This window comes from Kitasatospora sp. CB02891 (assembly GCF_002803145.1).
GTDB lineage: Bacteria > Actinomycetota > Actinomycetes > Streptomycetales > Streptomycetaceae > Kitasatospora > Kitasatospora griseola.
Genome location: NZ_NNBO01000001.1, coordinates 620,373 through 634,182, shown reverse-complemented (window position 1 = coordinate 634,182; position 13,810 = coordinate 620,373). Strand labels below are relative to the sequence as shown.

18 protein-coding genes and 1 pseudogene are annotated in these 13,810 nt (G+C 72.3%); 15 read left to right on the top strand and 4 right to left on the bottom strand.

The window, feature by feature from the left end; all coding sequences use genetic code 11:
• The first annotated feature begins 34 nt into the window (after positions 1-34).
• The 9 genes from CG736_RS03015 to CG736_RS02990 all read left to right on the top strand — a co-directional run bounded on the left by CG736_RS03015 (position 35) and on the right by CG736_RS02990 (position 6,678).
• Positions 35-562, top strand: a complete 528-nt coding sequence (locus CG736_RS03015; protein WP_100584543.1) for a SigE family RNA polymerase sigma factor — start codon at positions 35-37, stop codon at positions 560-562.
• Positions 563-584: 22 nt separating this feature from the next.
• The gene (locus CG736_RS03010; protein WP_100584542.1) at positions 585-1,796 is read left to right on the top strand and encodes a hypothetical protein; all 1,212 of its coding nucleotides are present in this window, start codon (positions 585-587) and stop codon (positions 1,794-1,796) included.
• A 488-nt stretch (positions 1,797-2,284) separates the two neighbouring features.
• Entirely contained in the window at positions 2,285-3,178 is an 894-nt protein-coding gene (locus tag CG736_RS03005) for a site-specific integrase (RefSeq protein WP_369879777.1), read from the top strand.
• The gene (locus tag CG736_RS38795; RefSeq protein ID WP_369879776.1) at positions 3,166-3,396 is read left to right on the top strand and encodes a hypothetical protein; all 231 of its coding nucleotides are present in this window, start codon (positions 3,166-3,168) and stop codon (positions 3,394-3,396) included. The genes CG736_RS03005 and CG736_RS38795 overlap by 13 nt, the downstream gene beginning before the upstream one ends.
• Positions 3,393-3,851: a hypothetical protein gene (locus CG736_RS03000; protein ID WP_157815377.1), complete on the top strand. Its 459-nt coding sequence runs from the start codon at positions 3,393-3,395 to the stop codon at positions 3,849-3,851. The genes CG736_RS38795 and CG736_RS03000 overlap by 4 nt, the downstream gene beginning before the upstream one ends.
• 290 nt (positions 3,852-4,141) lie before the next feature.
• Positions 4,142-4,366 (top strand): hypothetical protein, encoded by a 225-nt coding sequence (locus CG736_RS38790; RefSeq protein ID WP_198520333.1) that lies wholly within the window; start codon positions 4,142-4,144, stop codon positions 4,364-4,366.
• A 17-nt stretch (positions 4,367-4,383) separates the two neighbouring features.
• On the top strand, positions 4,384-5,454 hold the full coding sequence (locus CG736_RS38785) for a hypothetical protein (protein ID WP_198520332.1): 1,071 nt from the start codon (positions 4,384-4,386) through the stop codon (positions 5,452-5,454).
• Entirely contained in the window at positions 5,426-6,277 is an 852-nt protein-coding gene (locus tag CG736_RS38780; protein WP_369879774.1) for a hypothetical protein, read from the top strand. The genes CG736_RS38785 and CG736_RS38780 overlap by 29 nt, the downstream gene beginning before the upstream one ends.
• Entirely contained in the window at positions 6,274-6,678 is a 405-nt protein-coding gene (locus CG736_RS02990; protein ID WP_100584540.1) for a hypothetical protein, read from the top strand. The genes CG736_RS38780 and CG736_RS02990 overlap by 4 nt, the downstream gene beginning before the upstream one ends.
• A 136-nt stretch (positions 6,679-6,814) precedes the next feature.
• On the opposite strand, the gene CG736_RS02985 is transcribed toward CG736_RS02990, so the two are convergent.
• The 3 genes from CG736_RS02985 to CG736_RS02975 all read right to left on the bottom strand — a co-directional run bounded on the left by CG736_RS02985 (position 6,815) and on the right by CG736_RS02975 (position 8,989).
• Positions 6,815-7,378: a helix-turn-helix transcriptional regulator gene (locus CG736_RS02985; protein WP_100584539.1), complete on the bottom strand. Its 564-nt coding sequence runs from the start codon at positions 7,376-7,378 to the stop codon at positions 6,815-6,817.
• 487 nt (positions 7,379-7,865) lie between these two features.
• Complete coding sequence (locus tag CG736_RS02980) at positions 7,866-8,444, bottom strand: PASTA domain-containing protein (protein WP_100584538.1); 579 nt, start codon at positions 8,442-8,444, stop codon at positions 7,866-7,868.
• On the bottom strand, positions 8,441-8,989 hold the full coding sequence (locus CG736_RS02975; RefSeq protein ID WP_100584537.1) for a SigE family RNA polymerase sigma factor: 549 nt from the start codon (positions 8,987-8,989) through the stop codon (positions 8,441-8,443). Before CG736_RS02975 ends, CG736_RS02980 begins: the two co-directional genes overlap by 4 nt.
• A gap of 280 nt (positions 8,990-9,269) precedes the next feature.
• On the opposite strand from CG736_RS02975, the gene CG736_RS02965 reads away from it, so the two are divergent.
• The 5 genes from CG736_RS02965 (at position 9,270) to CG736_RS02950 (ending at position 12,442) form a co-directional block, all read left to right on the top strand.
• Positions 9,270-9,602 (top strand): PadR family transcriptional regulator, encoded by a 333-nt coding sequence (locus CG736_RS02965; protein ID WP_073810844.1) that lies wholly within the window; start codon positions 9,270-9,272, stop codon positions 9,600-9,602.
• A 143-nt stretch (positions 9,603-9,745) separates the two neighbouring features.
• Positions 9,746-10,588 (top strand): hypothetical protein, encoded by an 843-nt coding sequence (locus CG736_RS02960; RefSeq protein ID WP_100584535.1) that lies wholly within the window; start codon positions 9,746-9,748, stop codon positions 10,586-10,588.
• Between the two features lie 598 nt (positions 10,589-11,186).
• On the top strand, positions 11,187-11,468 hold the full coding sequence (locus CG736_RS35860) for a hypothetical protein (protein ID WP_157815376.1): 282 nt from the start codon (positions 11,187-11,189) through the stop codon (positions 11,466-11,468).
• Between the two features lie 246 nt (positions 11,469-11,714).
• Positions 11,715-12,149, top strand: a complete 435-nt coding sequence (locus CG736_RS02955) for a hypothetical protein (protein ID WP_157815375.1) — start codon at positions 11,715-11,717, stop codon at positions 12,147-12,149.
• Between the two features lie 95 nt (positions 12,150-12,244).
• Positions 12,245-12,442 (top strand): YegP family protein, encoded by a 198-nt coding sequence (locus CG736_RS02950; RefSeq protein WP_100584533.1) that lies wholly within the window; start codon positions 12,245-12,247, stop codon positions 12,440-12,442.
• A gap of 386 nt (positions 12,443-12,828) precedes the next feature.
• Here CG736_RS02950 and CG736_RS02940 read toward each other — a convergent pair whose 3' ends face one another.
• On the bottom strand, positions 12,829-13,044 hold the full coding sequence (locus CG736_RS02940; RefSeq protein ID WP_157815374.1) for a hypothetical protein: 216 nt from the start codon (positions 13,042-13,044) through the stop codon (positions 12,829-12,831).
• Between the two features lie 426 nt (positions 13,045-13,470).
• On the opposite strand from CG736_RS02940, the pseudogene CG736_RS37400 reads away from it, so the two are divergent.
• Positions 13,471-13,792: pseudogene (locus tag CG736_RS37400) on the top strand (transposase); the annotation flags it as partial.
• Positions 13,793-13,810 lie beyond the last annotated feature (18 nt).

The window sequence follows — 13,810 nt, the reverse complement described above, 5'->3', positions numbered from 1 at the left end:
GGACGCGGCGGCAGGCACGTCGCGTTAAAGAGACATGAAGCATCCATCGGCCAGTCCCGATCCGGCGCAGCCTCCGGACTTCCGGGAGTTCGCGGTCTCGCGAGGACGTCATCTCCTGCGTACTGCGTACCTGTTGACGGGCGGTGACGCGCATCTCGCGGAGGACCTGGTGCAGGAGGCCCTGGGCAGGGTCTACGGACGGTGGCGCAAGATAGCCCGGTTGGGGAATCCGGCCGGCTATGCCCAGACCGTGCTGGTCAACACCTTTCTGTCCCACCGTCGACGGCGGGCGAGCAGTGAGCAGGCGACCGACACCTTCGACGAGGTCGCGGTCAGCGATCCCGATCCCTCGTTGCGGCTGACCCTGCTGCGGGCGTTGAGCGCGCTGCCCCCGCAGGACCGCGCCGTGCTGGTCCTGCGTTTCTGGGAGGACCGCAGCGTCGAGGAGACCGCCGCCGTGCTCCAACTGAGCGCCAGCGGTGTCCGCTCGCGCAGCAGCCGGGCGCTGGAGCGCATCCGCGCCGTCCTCGGCGACCAACTCGACGAGCTCGTCCGTCACTGACCCTCGCAGGAGAGTTCTCCCCATGCCTTCCGACAACGCCGTCTCCGAACTGCTGCGGGACGCCGCCGATCTCGCCCCCGACACGTCCGGCGAGGTGCTGGCCGATGCCGGCGAACGCCTCGGTCGGCGACGGGTCCTGCGCCGACGCGCTGCCGCGGCCGCGGCAGCGGGCGCGGCGATGACACTGGTCGTTCTGGGCGGCATCGCCGTGCAGCCGGGCGGTGCGAACGCACCCGCGGCCGTCCGCCGGCCAGCGAACCCGGCCGTCACCGGCCAATTCATGATCGACACCTTGACGTCCCTGTTGCCGCCCGGTCGGGTCGACGACACGTACGGCGAGGGCTCGGACGCCCAGTTCGGCGGCCCCTTCGCGCACGTCGCGTACGACGACGGCCGGGGCGCTTCGGCGATGACCCTCAGCACCGACTGGGTCGCGCTGCCGATCGGCCCGGGGACCGAGGGCACCCAGTGCGTGGATCCGACCGAGCGTCCCACCGCCGGCTGTACCCGGACCGTGGGTACGGACGGCTCGATCCTCGTCATTCAGAAGTTCACCCCCGAACCCGGTGGCGGCCCCACCTCCACCTGGACCGCGATCTGGACCGGCTCCGACGGCCGCCGCGTCCGCCTCTTCGAACTGAACTCCCGCACGGCCGGCCCGCCGCTGACCCGCACCGAACCCGCCCTGTCCGTCGAGCAGTTGGCCGCGGTGGTCAGCAGCCCGGCGTGGAACCCGGTGTTCGAGGTGTTCGCCACCTCGACCAACACTCCTGCGAGGTCCCAACTCCCGCTTCCTGACGCCATCTTGACCACCGCTGAAAGCCTCCTGCCGTCGGACGTCCAGCGTGACCGCGGCAGCACTCCGCAGACCACCCCGGGGGCGGCCCATCTCATCGTGACCGTCGACGGGCGGACCAGTCTGCTGTCCATCTCGGTCACGCCGCAGTGGATGAAGGACGGCAATCCGCGAAGCCTCTTCGCCGATCTCGCCGCCGGCGGGCACCCGACCCGCACCCGGAGCGGCGCCGACGTCATCACCTCGACCTCCGGCGCCACCAAGAGCTCCCCCACCCCGCCCGTCCGCTGGCTCGTCGACGCGCTCCTGCCCGACGGCACCCGCGTGAGCATCTCCGAGAACAACGGCACCACCGGCTACGACGCCCAGCCCGGCAACCCGGCCCTGACGCTCGACCAGCTCGCCGCCCTCGCCGCCGCCACCGCCTGGCAGCACTGAACGGCGGCCAGGACGAGCGTGGCGGACAGGGCGACGAGGGCGGCCGAGGCACGGCGCCAGAACCGGCGAGGAATGATCACGCGGCCATCCGTACCGGGCCCGTCCGCCGACGCCGGAGATCCGCCTCCGGTCGTGGGCGCAACGAACAGGGGACCGACCCTGGGCGGCTCGCGGCTGAGCCGGGTGCGGTGGAGCGCCTGCTGGTCCTTCGGACGACGGCCGTGTTGGCGCTGCGGCGGCCGGAGGTGTCGGAGTTCGCGACCGCATGGCTCGGTGAACTCCTCGACTCCACTTCTCTGATGATTCTGTGAGTTCAAGCATCAGGGAGGCGTCGGTTGATCGAGTGGCAAGTGGTGTGGGTACCCGACGTTGACCGTTGGGGCACTATGCCGTCCGAGGGCGTCGCGGGGGTTCAGAACCTTCCGACGGAGGTGGCCCGGATCGGGCTGCGGCCCGGTGATCCGGTGTTCGTCGCGCCGGACGGGACAGTGGACCCCGATCTCCTGGACTTCGTCCGCTCCCCTCAGTTCCGGATCCTGGAGCGGGAGACGAAGCGGAACTACGCGACGGACATCCGCCCGCTCCTGACGTTTCTCTCGAAGCGCGGAGTGCCCTGGCACAAGGCGAGTCGGCGCGATCTCGTGGACTACCGGGACTGGCGGTGCAGGGCGGTCGAGAACCCGCGGCGCGTCGGCGGGACGAAGCGGAACCGGGAGGCGGCCGCGTTCACCAGGCTGTTCCGGTGGGCGAAGGTCGAGCCGCTGCCCGTGGACGAGGGCCGGAGCGAAGATCGGGCGGCGGACTCCGTCAGCTCCAACGTGCTGTGGCTGACGCCGCGGACATGGGGCCTGTGGTCGAACATCGGTCTGCGCGGCCACACCCCTGCCGCGGCGCCGACAGCCGGGCGATACGAGCGGTTGTCGGAGCTGCGTGTGGTCACCGCGGTGACCACGGCTCGCAGGCCGTCGGTGGAGTGGGTGGACCGGCGCGGGGTGCCGGGCCGGCACGAAGTGGGACGGCTGGGGTGGAGGGAGCGGCAGTTGCTGTTCCTCGACGGCCCGGACGGTCCGGAGCCGGCCTGGTTGTGGCTGACGGAGCAGGGCCTTCCCATGGCGCCGGAGCGCTGGAACGGGGTCTTCGCGGCGGCGAACCGGCGCTGCGAGCAGGTTCTGCTCACCGGCCTGGAGCGGGAGGTCGGGCGGGAGTTTCGCCTCGCGGAGGTCCGCGGCCGCAGCCCGTACGCGACGCCGCACGCCGCCCGCCACTCCTATGCGCTCTACATGCTGGTCCTGCTGAACACGCTGGTGGAGGCCCGGTTCGGGCTGACGAAGGCGGATCGGCGGGACTTCGCGCTGCTGTTCGGCGACCCGTGGTGCTGGTGAAGGCCCTGCTGGGCCATGCCGACGTGGAGACCACGAAGCGGCACTACCTCGCTCCCGTTGCGCACCTGGAGCTGGAGCCGATCCTCGCCGCTGCCGGTTCGGACGACGACCGGGACCGCCCGGTGGAGGACCTGACCGAGGTCCTCGCCAGGCTCGCCCGGGAGTCGCAGGGCATCCAGGACATCGACATCCTGCTGGCCGGGCGGGTGGGCGCGTGAGCGGGCGAGGGCGCAGGGCGGCCCAGCCGCCGGACGGGCACCGCGCCGCGCAGGCTCTGGCGCCGGACGGGCTGGTGGTGACGATCGCTCACGCCGAGGGCACCCGCAGCCGGTTCGACTTCGGCGAGCTGCCGGTTCCGGTACCGATGCAGCGGTCCCCGGCCCGGGTGTCGAAGACCCACGGCCTGAGCGGGGCGCTGTTCCAGCGCAGCCGCCGCAGCACCGTGATCCGTGAGGGCCGACCGCTCCAGCACGCGCCGGGCACCCACGAGAGCATCTACGTGCTGCCCGACGAGAACGTCCAGCGCGCCTCCCACGACGTCTTCGCCGACGGGGCCCAGGAGGCGCTCGCCCAGGCGAAGGCGGTGTTCGGCGGCCGGCTCGTCGATCGGCCCCGGCCCGGGCACACCGCCACCGCCACCGCGGACTGCGAGGACGAGGCGTCCAGCCCCTGACCGGACGGTCAGGGCGGCTGCGGGGCGGACTTCCTGCTGTGCCTGGGCTGCCCGAACGCCCACGTCCACCCGGGCCACCATCCCCGCCTGTCGCTCCTGCACAAGGAACTGCGAAGCCTGCGCTCCGTACTTCCCCCGGACGCCTGGCAGGAGCGCTGGGGCGAGTCCGGCAGCCGGCTGGACGACCTGCAGGACAGGGTTGGCGCCGCCGGGTGGGACGCAGCCGGCAACCGGGCCGGCGCCGACGACCGCACCCTGGTGCACCTGCTGCTGAAAGGGACGATCCGACCGTGACCGCCACCCAGGCCGGCACCGGGGCAGACCCGTACGTGCTGCCCATGCCCAACCCGGACAGCCCTGTGGTGCTGGCCAAGTGGATCAGCCCCGGCAACACCCACCCGAACTCCCGCTACCGGGACCCCTTCTGGGCGATGGCCCCGCTCATCGACAACCCTGCCTCCCCTTGCAGCGGATCTCCTGGAGGAACTGCCCGGCGCCGCTGCAGGGCCAACTGAAGCTGATCGCCCGGACGATGATCAACGGCCAGCTCAGACCCACCTACCTCCACGACCGCGGGGTCCAGGCCCGCGCGCGCACCTCCGGCGGCGACATGTACTCCACCTGCAGCGAGTGGATGCAGCTCGCCCGCTGGCTGCACCGCAACGGCGTCACCGACCTCGGCGACTGCACCGCCGAGCGCTGGCGCTCGTTCATCGGCGAGCGCCTGGCCGGCCTCTCGCGCACCACCGCGGCGATCGTCTGCGGCCGCCTGACGGACCTGTGGGCCTTCGACCGGCTCAGCGCTGCACCGACCGGCGTCGCCCGTACGCCCTGGGAGACCGAGGGGGTGGACGACTTCCTGCCGGCCGCCGACGGCGGACACGTCGAGAACACGACCGAGCCACTGGACCCGCAGGTCCTGGGCCCGCTGCTGGCCTGGTCGATCCGATTCGTCGATGACTTCGCCGACGACATCCTCACGGCCTGGAACGAACGCCGCCGTCTGATCGACCTCGCCGCGACCAGCAAGGCCACGACGACGACCTGGGCCGCGCTGGAAGACCTGCTGCTGCCGATGATCCGGGACAGGAAGGCCCTGCCAGCCGGCGCGGGCACGCACAAGGCGTCGCTGGCACGGCAGTACATCGCCGCGCTGACCGGCGCCAGCGTCGGCCAGATCCACCGCTTCGCCCTCCAGCACGACCTGGTGGCCGCCGTGGAACAGCAACCCGGCCCCTGCCGGATGGACGTCCCCGTCCGCGGCCGTCTCGACGGCCGGCCCTGGCGCGAACACATGGACTTCCACGAGACCGCGGAGCTGATGCGGCACCTGGTGCACCGGCGCCGCAGTGATCTGCCTCTACCTGACCGGCATGCGGCCCCAGGAGGTCCAGAGCCTGCGCTCCGGCTGCTGCCCCGACCCGCAGCCCACCGTCGACGGCGCACCCGGACGCCACCTGATCCGCGGCCGCCACTTCAAGAACGTCACCGACAGCGACGGCAACCACGTCTCCGCCGGCGAAGTCCGGGCCGTCCCCCGGGTCGCGATCACACCGGTCGTCAACGCCATCCGCGTGCTGGAGCGGATCGTGCCCTCGGGTGAACTCCTCTTCGGCTCGGCTCACCACTTCACCCAGGATCGCGCCGGCGCGCTGAAGGCCGGCACCCTGAACATCCGCATCAAGGACTTCGTGACCTGGATCAACGACGAAGCCGCCACCAAGGACCTGACTGGCCAGAGCATCCCCGACGACCCGCACGGCCCGATCAACACCAGCCGCTTCCGCCGCACCCTGGCTTGGCACATCGCCCGCCGCCCCGGCGGCCTGGTCGCCCTCGCCATCCAGTACGGCCACATGCGAACCGTCCTGGACGCCCGCACCTCCAGCGGCTACGGCACCCGCAGCCGCGGCGGCATCCACACCGTCCTCGACGTCGAGTCCGCGCTCGCCGCGGCCGACACCGCCGCCCGCCTCCGCGACCTACTTGCCGCCGGCGAGCGCATCTCCGGCCCCGCCGCCCAGCGCGCCCTCACCGCGGCCGCCCACGTACCCCGCTTCGAAGGCCGCATCGTCCCGCGCACCTTCGTCCACAAGGCCCGCGACTACCTCGCCCGCGACGGCATCGTCCTGTTCGACAACCCCGACGCCCTGCTGATCTGCGCGTTCAAGCGCGACAACGCCCTGTGCGAACCGGACCCCGGAGCGAACTCGCCCCGCCAGTACGACTGCCGATCCGGCTGTGCCAACACCGTCCGCACCGACACCCACGCCCGTCTGCTTCGGGCCCGGGCCGACGAACTCGGCCGCCTCGCCGACCGCCTGCCACCACCCGTCGGCCGCCGTCTGCGGTCCAACGCCGACCGGCTCCGCGTCGCGGCCGACACCCACGACTCCAGCGCCCAGACCGCCGAGGCCCCGCGATGAACCCGAACCACCAGAACGAGCGCACCCGCATCCGGCAGGCCATCGACCGGCTCCTGACCGGCCGGGCCACAGCCTCCAACGGCAGCCTCACCGCCGCCGCCCTCGCGGTCGAAGCCGGCATTCACCGCATGGCCCTGATGAAGCGCCACGCCGACCTGAAGAACGAGTTCTACGAGCGCGTCCGCACCGAGACCGGACAGATCCCGGAGACCGAGAAGCGCCTGCGGGAGACCGTCGCCGCACTCAAGCAGACCATCGCCGAGCAGAACGCCGAGATCCGCGAACTCCGTCAGCAGGTCACCAGGCTCGCCCTGGCCGGCGCCGTACTCACCGAGCGCCTGAACGACGCCGAGGACCGGTCCGGCGTTCCCGACAACGTCCTGCGCTTTCCTGGGCCCTGACCACCGGCGGGCGTGCTCAGCGGCCTGGGCGGGGTCGGCCGCGAGGTCCGGGTACCGGGGACTGGGCGGCAGCCGGCCTACCGATGCGGCCCTGCCCGCCTTCCTTGACGCCGGGGAGCCCGCTCGACCCTCTGTTTCACCAGCGCAGCCCACCCCGGGTCGGCCTCGCGGATGCGCTGCCACCGTTGCTCGCGCAGCACCGGCCAGTACTCCTCGGTACGGCGAAGGGCGGCCCGCACCCGCTCGGGGTGGCGCGAAAGGCCGGCGCGGCCCAGTCGTCCCAGGCGATCCACTCGTCACGCGCACTGTCGTAGTGGGCGCGGGTGGCACGGCGCCCGGTGGTCTCCAACTGGCGGTAGGTCTCCTCAGCGATGCCGAGCGCCTTGGCCATCTCGGCGCGGCTGCGGCCGGTGAACACGCGCAGGTGGACCAGGCGCTCGTGCTCAACGGTGCACAGGTCCGCCGGAGCGACGCCGACCGCCCTGGCCAGCCGGGGCAGCAGCTCCGGGCGGGGAACGCGGCTACCGGCGAGGTAGAGGCTCACCGCCCGCTCGGTCACGCCAACCTCGCGGGCGATCCGGGCGATCCGGGCGATCCGGGCGATCCGGGCGATCCGGGCGATCCGGGCGACCGGGGCGCCGGCGGCGGTGCGGGCCGCCCGTAGCTTCTCCGCGTCGAAGCCGTACGGGAACGTGCTCACACCCGTCTCCTACCCGCCGTCGTATGCGAAAGTCCGTTCACCCTGAACGATCGGCACATGGCCCGGGTGGGCGAAGGTCCGTTCAGGGGTGAACGGACCGCAAGGGGGGGACAGTCTCGCGTTCCGTTCACCCCTGGTGGGGTTCTCACTTGCAGGAAGGGGACCGACTCGGCCGCTCAGCCTCACGTTCCTGACACCTGTAGATGCCTTGTGACCTGCTCAAACGACCCATGAGTCCTGGATAGCAGCTGGCACGGGTCGGCGCGCGCACGGGCGGAGCGTCTGTGCGCGCATGCTCCGCCGACGCCACGGCCCTGCGCCCCACCGGCAGGAGCCCTCCCCCCTCCCCTCCCCGCACGCGCCCCTCGGAAAAGTCCAGCAGCGGCCCGGAGGAGCGGGCGTCCAGCCGGTGCGCCGCGGTCGACGGACTGCCCGGCACCGGCCCCTGGGTCACTCGGCCGGTGCGCGGGCCGAAGGGCCCGGTCGCTCAGGTTCCGCCGGGTTTGCCCGTCGAGACCAGCAGGAGGACGGACGAGCCCGGTGCCACCGGTTCTGCGCCGCCCCGGGGCTGACTGCTGATCACCTGCCCGGCGGGAGCGTTCCAGTCCGTGTGCCGCATGATCGTGCAGCTCAGTCCGAGTCCGCGCAGCAGGCTTCCGGCCTGTTCGACCGGCATGCCGGCCAGGTCCGGCAGTGCGATGCCCGCTCCCGCGGTCTGCTCCTGCTTCTGTGTCGGAGTCGCATCGGCGCTTCCGCTCTTGGGGGTGCCGGTGGCGAGCGGGGTGCACGCCCCGTTCGCCGGTGAGGACAGGGACGGGGAGGCACCGGGCGCGGGCGGCACGGGCTTCAGCGCGAAGAACCCCACCGTGGCGCACGCCAGCACGCAGCACGCCGCAGCGGTGCCGAGGAGCGCCCGGCGGGTGCGGCTGCGGCTGACGGCTCGCTCGATCGCGGCCGCGTCGACGACCGGCGCCGTCGGCCCGTCGGCGAAGGAGGCCACCGCGGCACGCAGCTCGGCTTCGAGGCCCGGCTCGAACGGGGCCGGTCCGGACGACGTGTTCCTCACTTCGTACCTCCGAAAGCTGCCGACGGCGTGTGCGGCGCCTGGGCGCCCGATACGGAATCGCGCAGCTTGGCCAGGCCGCGGGCGAGCTGGGACCTCACCGCACTCGAAGAGATGTCCAGGACGTCGGCGACCTGCCGGGCGTCCAGATCGTGCAGGTAGTACAGGACCACCACGCTGCGCATGCCCATCGGCAGCCCGAGCAGTGCCTCGATCAGTTCCGCGCGCAGATCCACCTGCCCGAACCGGTCCCGGGGGTCGGCCGTCTCGGGCACCCCCGACAGCCCGGGGCGCTCGCCCAGGCGCGACAGCCGCCGCCAGCGGTCGTTGGCCAGGTTGACCAGCACTTTGCGCACGTACGCCTCCGGCGAGTCCGCCACCGCGACCTTCCGCCACTGTCGGCACGCCCGCTCCAGCGCCTCCTGCACCAGATCCTCGGCCACGTGCACGTCACCGGTCAGCGCATACGCGGTGCGGAACAACGCTCCCGACCGCTGTGCGACGAACTCCGTGAATCCGTTGCCCGGACCGCTCCTGCGAAACCTCACCCGCCGACCTCCTCTCCTCGTCCCGTCCTGATCACTGCCCCCATGACGGCGGAACGGGGCCGGGTGCTGCACCGAGCCGCCGGCAGTGACGTGAATCACAGTCGGGACGGAAGGGTGTCCCAGGACCTCGCGCCGCTGCCGCCCGGGGTGCGGGCGGGGCCCGGCGAAGCGGAGGGCCGCCGGGCGGGCGGCCCGCAGTCGGCCGAGAAGAACGGGGGCGCCTCTTGCCGGATACTACGGTGACCGTACTACGGTGTGCCGGGTGAAGAACAAACGCTCCATGCAGGAGCCGACCTTCCTCCTCCTCACCGCACTCGCCGACCGGCCGCGCCACGGCTACGCGCTCGGGGACGAGGTCGCCGCGATCTCCGACGGTCGGGTGCGACTGGGCGCAGGCAGCCTCTACGGCACCCTTGACCGCCTGCTGGCTGAGGGGCTGATCCGCGTCGAGCGCGAGGAGACGGTGGACGGACGCCCCCGACGCGTGTTCACCCTCACCCCGGACGGAGAACAGTCGCTCAGGACCGAGGCCGACCGCCTGCGCTCCGCCCTGCGCGAGGCGGACCGCCGCCTGGCGGCACCCCGGACCCGTTCCGCAGGAGGCTCGGCATGACCTCGAAGCACCCCTGAACGCCTGGCTTCTCCGGCGGGCCCTCGCGCTCCACCCGTCCCCGTACGGCACCGGCGCGCTCGCGGAGGTGACCGACTTCGCCGCCCGCCGGATCGCTCTCCGGTCCGGCCGGAGGGCTGCGCGAGGTGGCCGACGTCGCCGGGCACGGAGTCCGAGTCCCGCTCGGCCTGGTCTCCTACCGCCCGACGGGCCGGGCGTTCGCCACCGCGGCGCCGATCGCCGCCCTGCTCGCCGGAACCTACGCGGCAGCCTCGATCGTGCGCGACGTGCGAACCGCCGTCAGCCCCGAGACCCACGGCTCCTCCACCAGCGGCTTCCCCGACGGAGGCCCGTTCCTGGCGGCGGTCTCGTTCCTCGTCCCGGCCGCGCTCACGGCCTGCGCGGTGGTGGCCGACCGCTGGTCCGCCGCACGGGTCCTGGCCCTGCTGGCCGCCGCTTCGGCGGCACTGTTCTGCCTGCTGTCCTACACCGGGCTGCTCGGCCTGGACCGAGCCGCAGCAGCCGAACTCGGCCTCGGCCCGCGCGGGTTGGGGCTGATCGCGCTCAACACCCTGATCCTCCTGCTCGCCCCGCCCGACCGGGAGCGCCGCCCCGGCACCGGGCTGTGGCTCGCCGTCGTCGTCACGGCCTCGGCCATCGGTGCCGCCGGCGGCGGGGAGGAATGGATCGAGGTCCTCACGACCTCCGGGCTCGGCCTCTGGGCCCCGCTCGCCACCGGAGCCGCGCCGGCCCGCAGCACCCGCGGGCCCAGGGACGCGGTGATGGCCGCCACCGTCCTCGCGGCCCCACCGCTGCTCACCCCCTGCTCTTCGGCGGCCAGGCGTCCGCCGCCACCGCCCTGCTGCCCCAGCTCCTCGTCCTGTCCACCTTCGGCTACCTGGCTGCCCGAGGCGCGATCCTCCTGTACCGCCGCCTTCCGAGGAGGGGGCTTTCCCGCAGCTGACCCACGCACCCTCCCTGCTCCCTGAAGGTGAGCGGTCGGCTGCCGGTCGGACCGCACGGAAGCGGACCGGCGAGCAGGCACTCCCCCGCGCGGCGGCCGGACGCTTCGGGGCCGTGCCGCCACCACGGGCTCCGGGACGACCGGAGTTCCCAGACCCGTAGGTCAGGGCGGGCGCTCCGGTCGTCCCGGTACACCTCGTGCCGGTAGCCCGCGTCGGCAGGCCGCCCAGGCACCGGGCCTTCGCCGCCGCCCCAGGGGTGGGCCGTGGTGACGACCCGGCAGGCGTCGAAGACGGACAACGGGCGGCGGAAGACCGCCACCAGGCTGCGCAACGGGTGCCGGACCACGTCCGGCACCCGCTGCCGGGAACGGGGGGTCATCCCCGCGGGCGCGGGGAGCAGTCGCGCATCCGGCGCAGCGCCTCGTCGGCCTGGGGGCCATCCCCGCCCGCGCCGGGGCGCCGTAGAACGCCCCGTACCGGGACGCCTGCTCATCCGTCAGAAACTCGACCGCCACAACGGCCCTCCGAAGATCGACAACATCGACCCGCGAAGGTTGGAGCCCACGATCAGCCCAGGTCAACGGCCTCCGGAGACCGGCCCGGCCTTGGCGCACGATCTGGCATGGATGTTCCTCAACCCCCGGGAAGCATTCCGCAACATCCAATATCCGCGCCTACCAATATCCACCAGGACAACGGCATCGCCCACCACGAGGCGTACGACCAGGGCATGCGCCGCCTGAGCTGCCGGGCCTGCCCGCTTGCGCACACCGACGACCTTGTCCGCAGCGCGCAGATCAACCCCGGGCTGTTCGACGAGTACGCCGACGCCGAGGACGAGATGGGCAACCCGTTCGAGAAATCGATCAGCCTGCGCGGGATCGTCGAACGCGCCCGAAGCTGACTGGCGGCGGTCGGCTGAGAGTCTTTCCGCCGAGCCGTAGGCCCAGAGAGGCCCGGCAGGGCGCACAAAGTGCGCGGGAATCCTGCCGGGCATGGCCGGCCACCGCGAGACCTCAACAGACCCACAGCCGAACCAGCCACCATCGTTCCACAACTGATCGATCACCAGGGGCACCCCGTGGACGTCGAGGCGCGGCCGAGCTTGCAGATGCGCGGCACCTCGCCACTGGTTCCTGAACACAAGAACTTGACAGGGAACGACACGGCGCTGGATCCGACCGTCCGGCTGGGCGCACTGGTCCAGCGCGCCCGCTGCGTCCCGGGGTTCGACGCCCAGGAGGCGGTCCGGGCGGCGGTCGGCCTGCTGCGCGAGCAGCCCGCCCCGGCCGAGGACTGGTGGCACTCCGCGGCCCCGGCCGTGCCGCAGCCCGCGTTCGAACCCGGCAGCGCGCCGGCCCGCATCAGACCGACGCCGTTCCTGGCCCGGTGGGCGAAGGGAGGGTGGTGGGCGGACAGTCTCAGGCCCACGGTCCTGGGGTCGTCGGGCATCAGGACGGCACGGTCCTCGATCGGTGCGGCGCCGTCGGCCGGCCCCGCGCGTCGGCGGACGCCGGCCTCGGCACGGGATCGGGCCGGTGCGCTGCTTCAGCGTCCCGGGAACCGGCCGCCGGACGAGTGGTGACGCTCACGCAGACGAGGGTCCTGCAGCGCCGACCGGCCTTCGCGGGCAACTCCTCGGGAACGCGCCCAGAAACCCACGTCAGGAAGGAAGACGTCATGTCCGGGAAGTTCGAGATCTACGAGGACAAGGCCGGCAAGTTCCGGTTCCGGCTGAAGGCCGGCAATGGCGAGATCATCGCGGTCGGCGAGGCATACAACTCCAAAGGCGCCTGCGAAAAAGGCATCGACTCGGTCAAGCGGAACGCCCCGACCGCCGAGGTCAAGGAGATCCCCCGGGAGGCCGCGATGAAGTGAGGCCGGGCCCGTACCCGCGTCGCCGGGCTCCTGACAGGCAGACCTGACCGCCCGCCAGGAGCCCGGCGACGGGTCGGCCCCGCCGACGGCAGGGATGCCCCGTCAAGCGCGAAGGACCATCCCCTCGTGCCCAGGGGCACCGAGATCGCCGGGCGGGTCCGGTCGTACCGGACCCGGACCCGGACCCGGACCCGGTCGCGGATCGGGCTCAGGGCGGATGGTGATGGTACTGACGGTGCCATCACCCCGGACCGTGGTGTTCATCATCATCAGCCCGTCCAGGGACACCACCGTGAACTCCGGGATGGCCCCGATGCTTCGTCAGACTGTTGACGGCGCCTATCGTTCGAACTCGATACGGCCGAGGGCTCAGCATGATGCTCGGCTCAGCGGTGATCGAGGTCTCGGCTGTCGAGATAGTCGATCAGCGCGGCCTCCTTGTGCAGCAACCGTTCGCGGTCATCGGCCGACAGCGACGCAAGGGCGTCGAGCAAGACCCGCTTGCGGTGGACGTAGACCAGGTTGCCCGAATAGATCCGGCACCCCGAGCACCAGTTGAACCCGATGCATCGCTCGAACCTGGAGGACTCAGGCGGATGCACGCGGTACTGGTAGGAGCGGACTGGCTCCCGGCACACCGTGCAGACCGAGCGTTCACCGTCACGAACGCACCAGCCGGTTTCGCCTCCGCGCCAGGACTTGCGTCCGGCCGGCGCTCTTCAAGCCGTCATGACGATCATTCTGCCTCGTCCTCAGGAGATGCTCGATCGCTTCTGGCCGGCCTCGGCGACTGCGTGCATGAGGCGGCTGTCCAGTACGGCGCGACCGTCGACGAGATCGACGACTGGCGGCTGTTCGCGGCCTGCCTGGGCGCCGCCCGGACAGGTGAGGGCTGGAGAGCGGGCACTACCAGCCCGAGAGCGAGATGCAGTCGAACGGCCCGGTGGGATCGAGGTGACGGCGAGTGGAGGGACTGTGGCGATGAGCATCGACCGCAGCCCGGTGGGGCCGCGAGGCGCTCGGCCGGTCGCGTGGCGGTCGCCCGGCCGGGTCCGGGCAGGCCCCGGCTCCGGCGCGACCGCGTGCTCGCGGACAAGGGCTGCTCGGCCCGCACGATCCGGGTCCACGCTCGCAGGCGCGGCATCGCCGCGACGATCCCCGAACGGATCGACCGGATCAACGGACGCATCCGTCGCGGCGAGACTCGATGCCGCCTTGACAAGGACGTCCACTGACGTCGCAACGTGGTCGAGCGCTGCTTCGGTCGACTCAAGCAGCACCGGCCCCGGCCACCCGCTACGACGGACGAGCCGTCCGCCGCCACCGATGGTCGCCCTCGCCTGCCTTCGCCGCCGGCTCCTGCGGCTT

Coding starts and splice junctions, on each gene's coding strand:
- CG736_RS38785 (WP_198520332.1), top strand. CDS start 4,384: ATGATCAACGGCCAGCTCAGACCCACCTACCTCCACGACCGCGGGGTC.
- CG736_RS02990 (WP_100584540.1), top strand. CDS start 6,274: ATGAACCCGAACCACCAGAACGAGCGCACCCGCATCCGGCAGGCCATC.
- CG736_RS02950 (WP_100584533.1), top strand. CDS start 12,245: ATGTCCGGGAAGTTCGAGATCTACGAGGACAAGGCCGGCAAGTTCCGG.
- CG736_RS03015 (WP_100584543.1), top strand. CDS start 35: ATGAAGCATCCATCGGCCAGTCCCGATCCGGCGCAGCCTCCGGACTTC.
- CG736_RS02965 (WP_073810844.1), top strand. CDS start 9,270: ATGCAGGAGCCGACCTTCCTCCTCCTCACCGCACTCGCCGACCGGCCG.
- CG736_RS03010 (WP_100584542.1), top strand. CDS start 585: ATGCCTTCCGACAACGCCGTCTCCGAACTGCTGCGGGACGCCGCCGAT.
- CG736_RS35860 (WP_157815376.1), top strand. CDS start 11,187: ATGGATGTTCCTCAACCCCCGGGAAGCATTCCGCAACATCCAATATCC.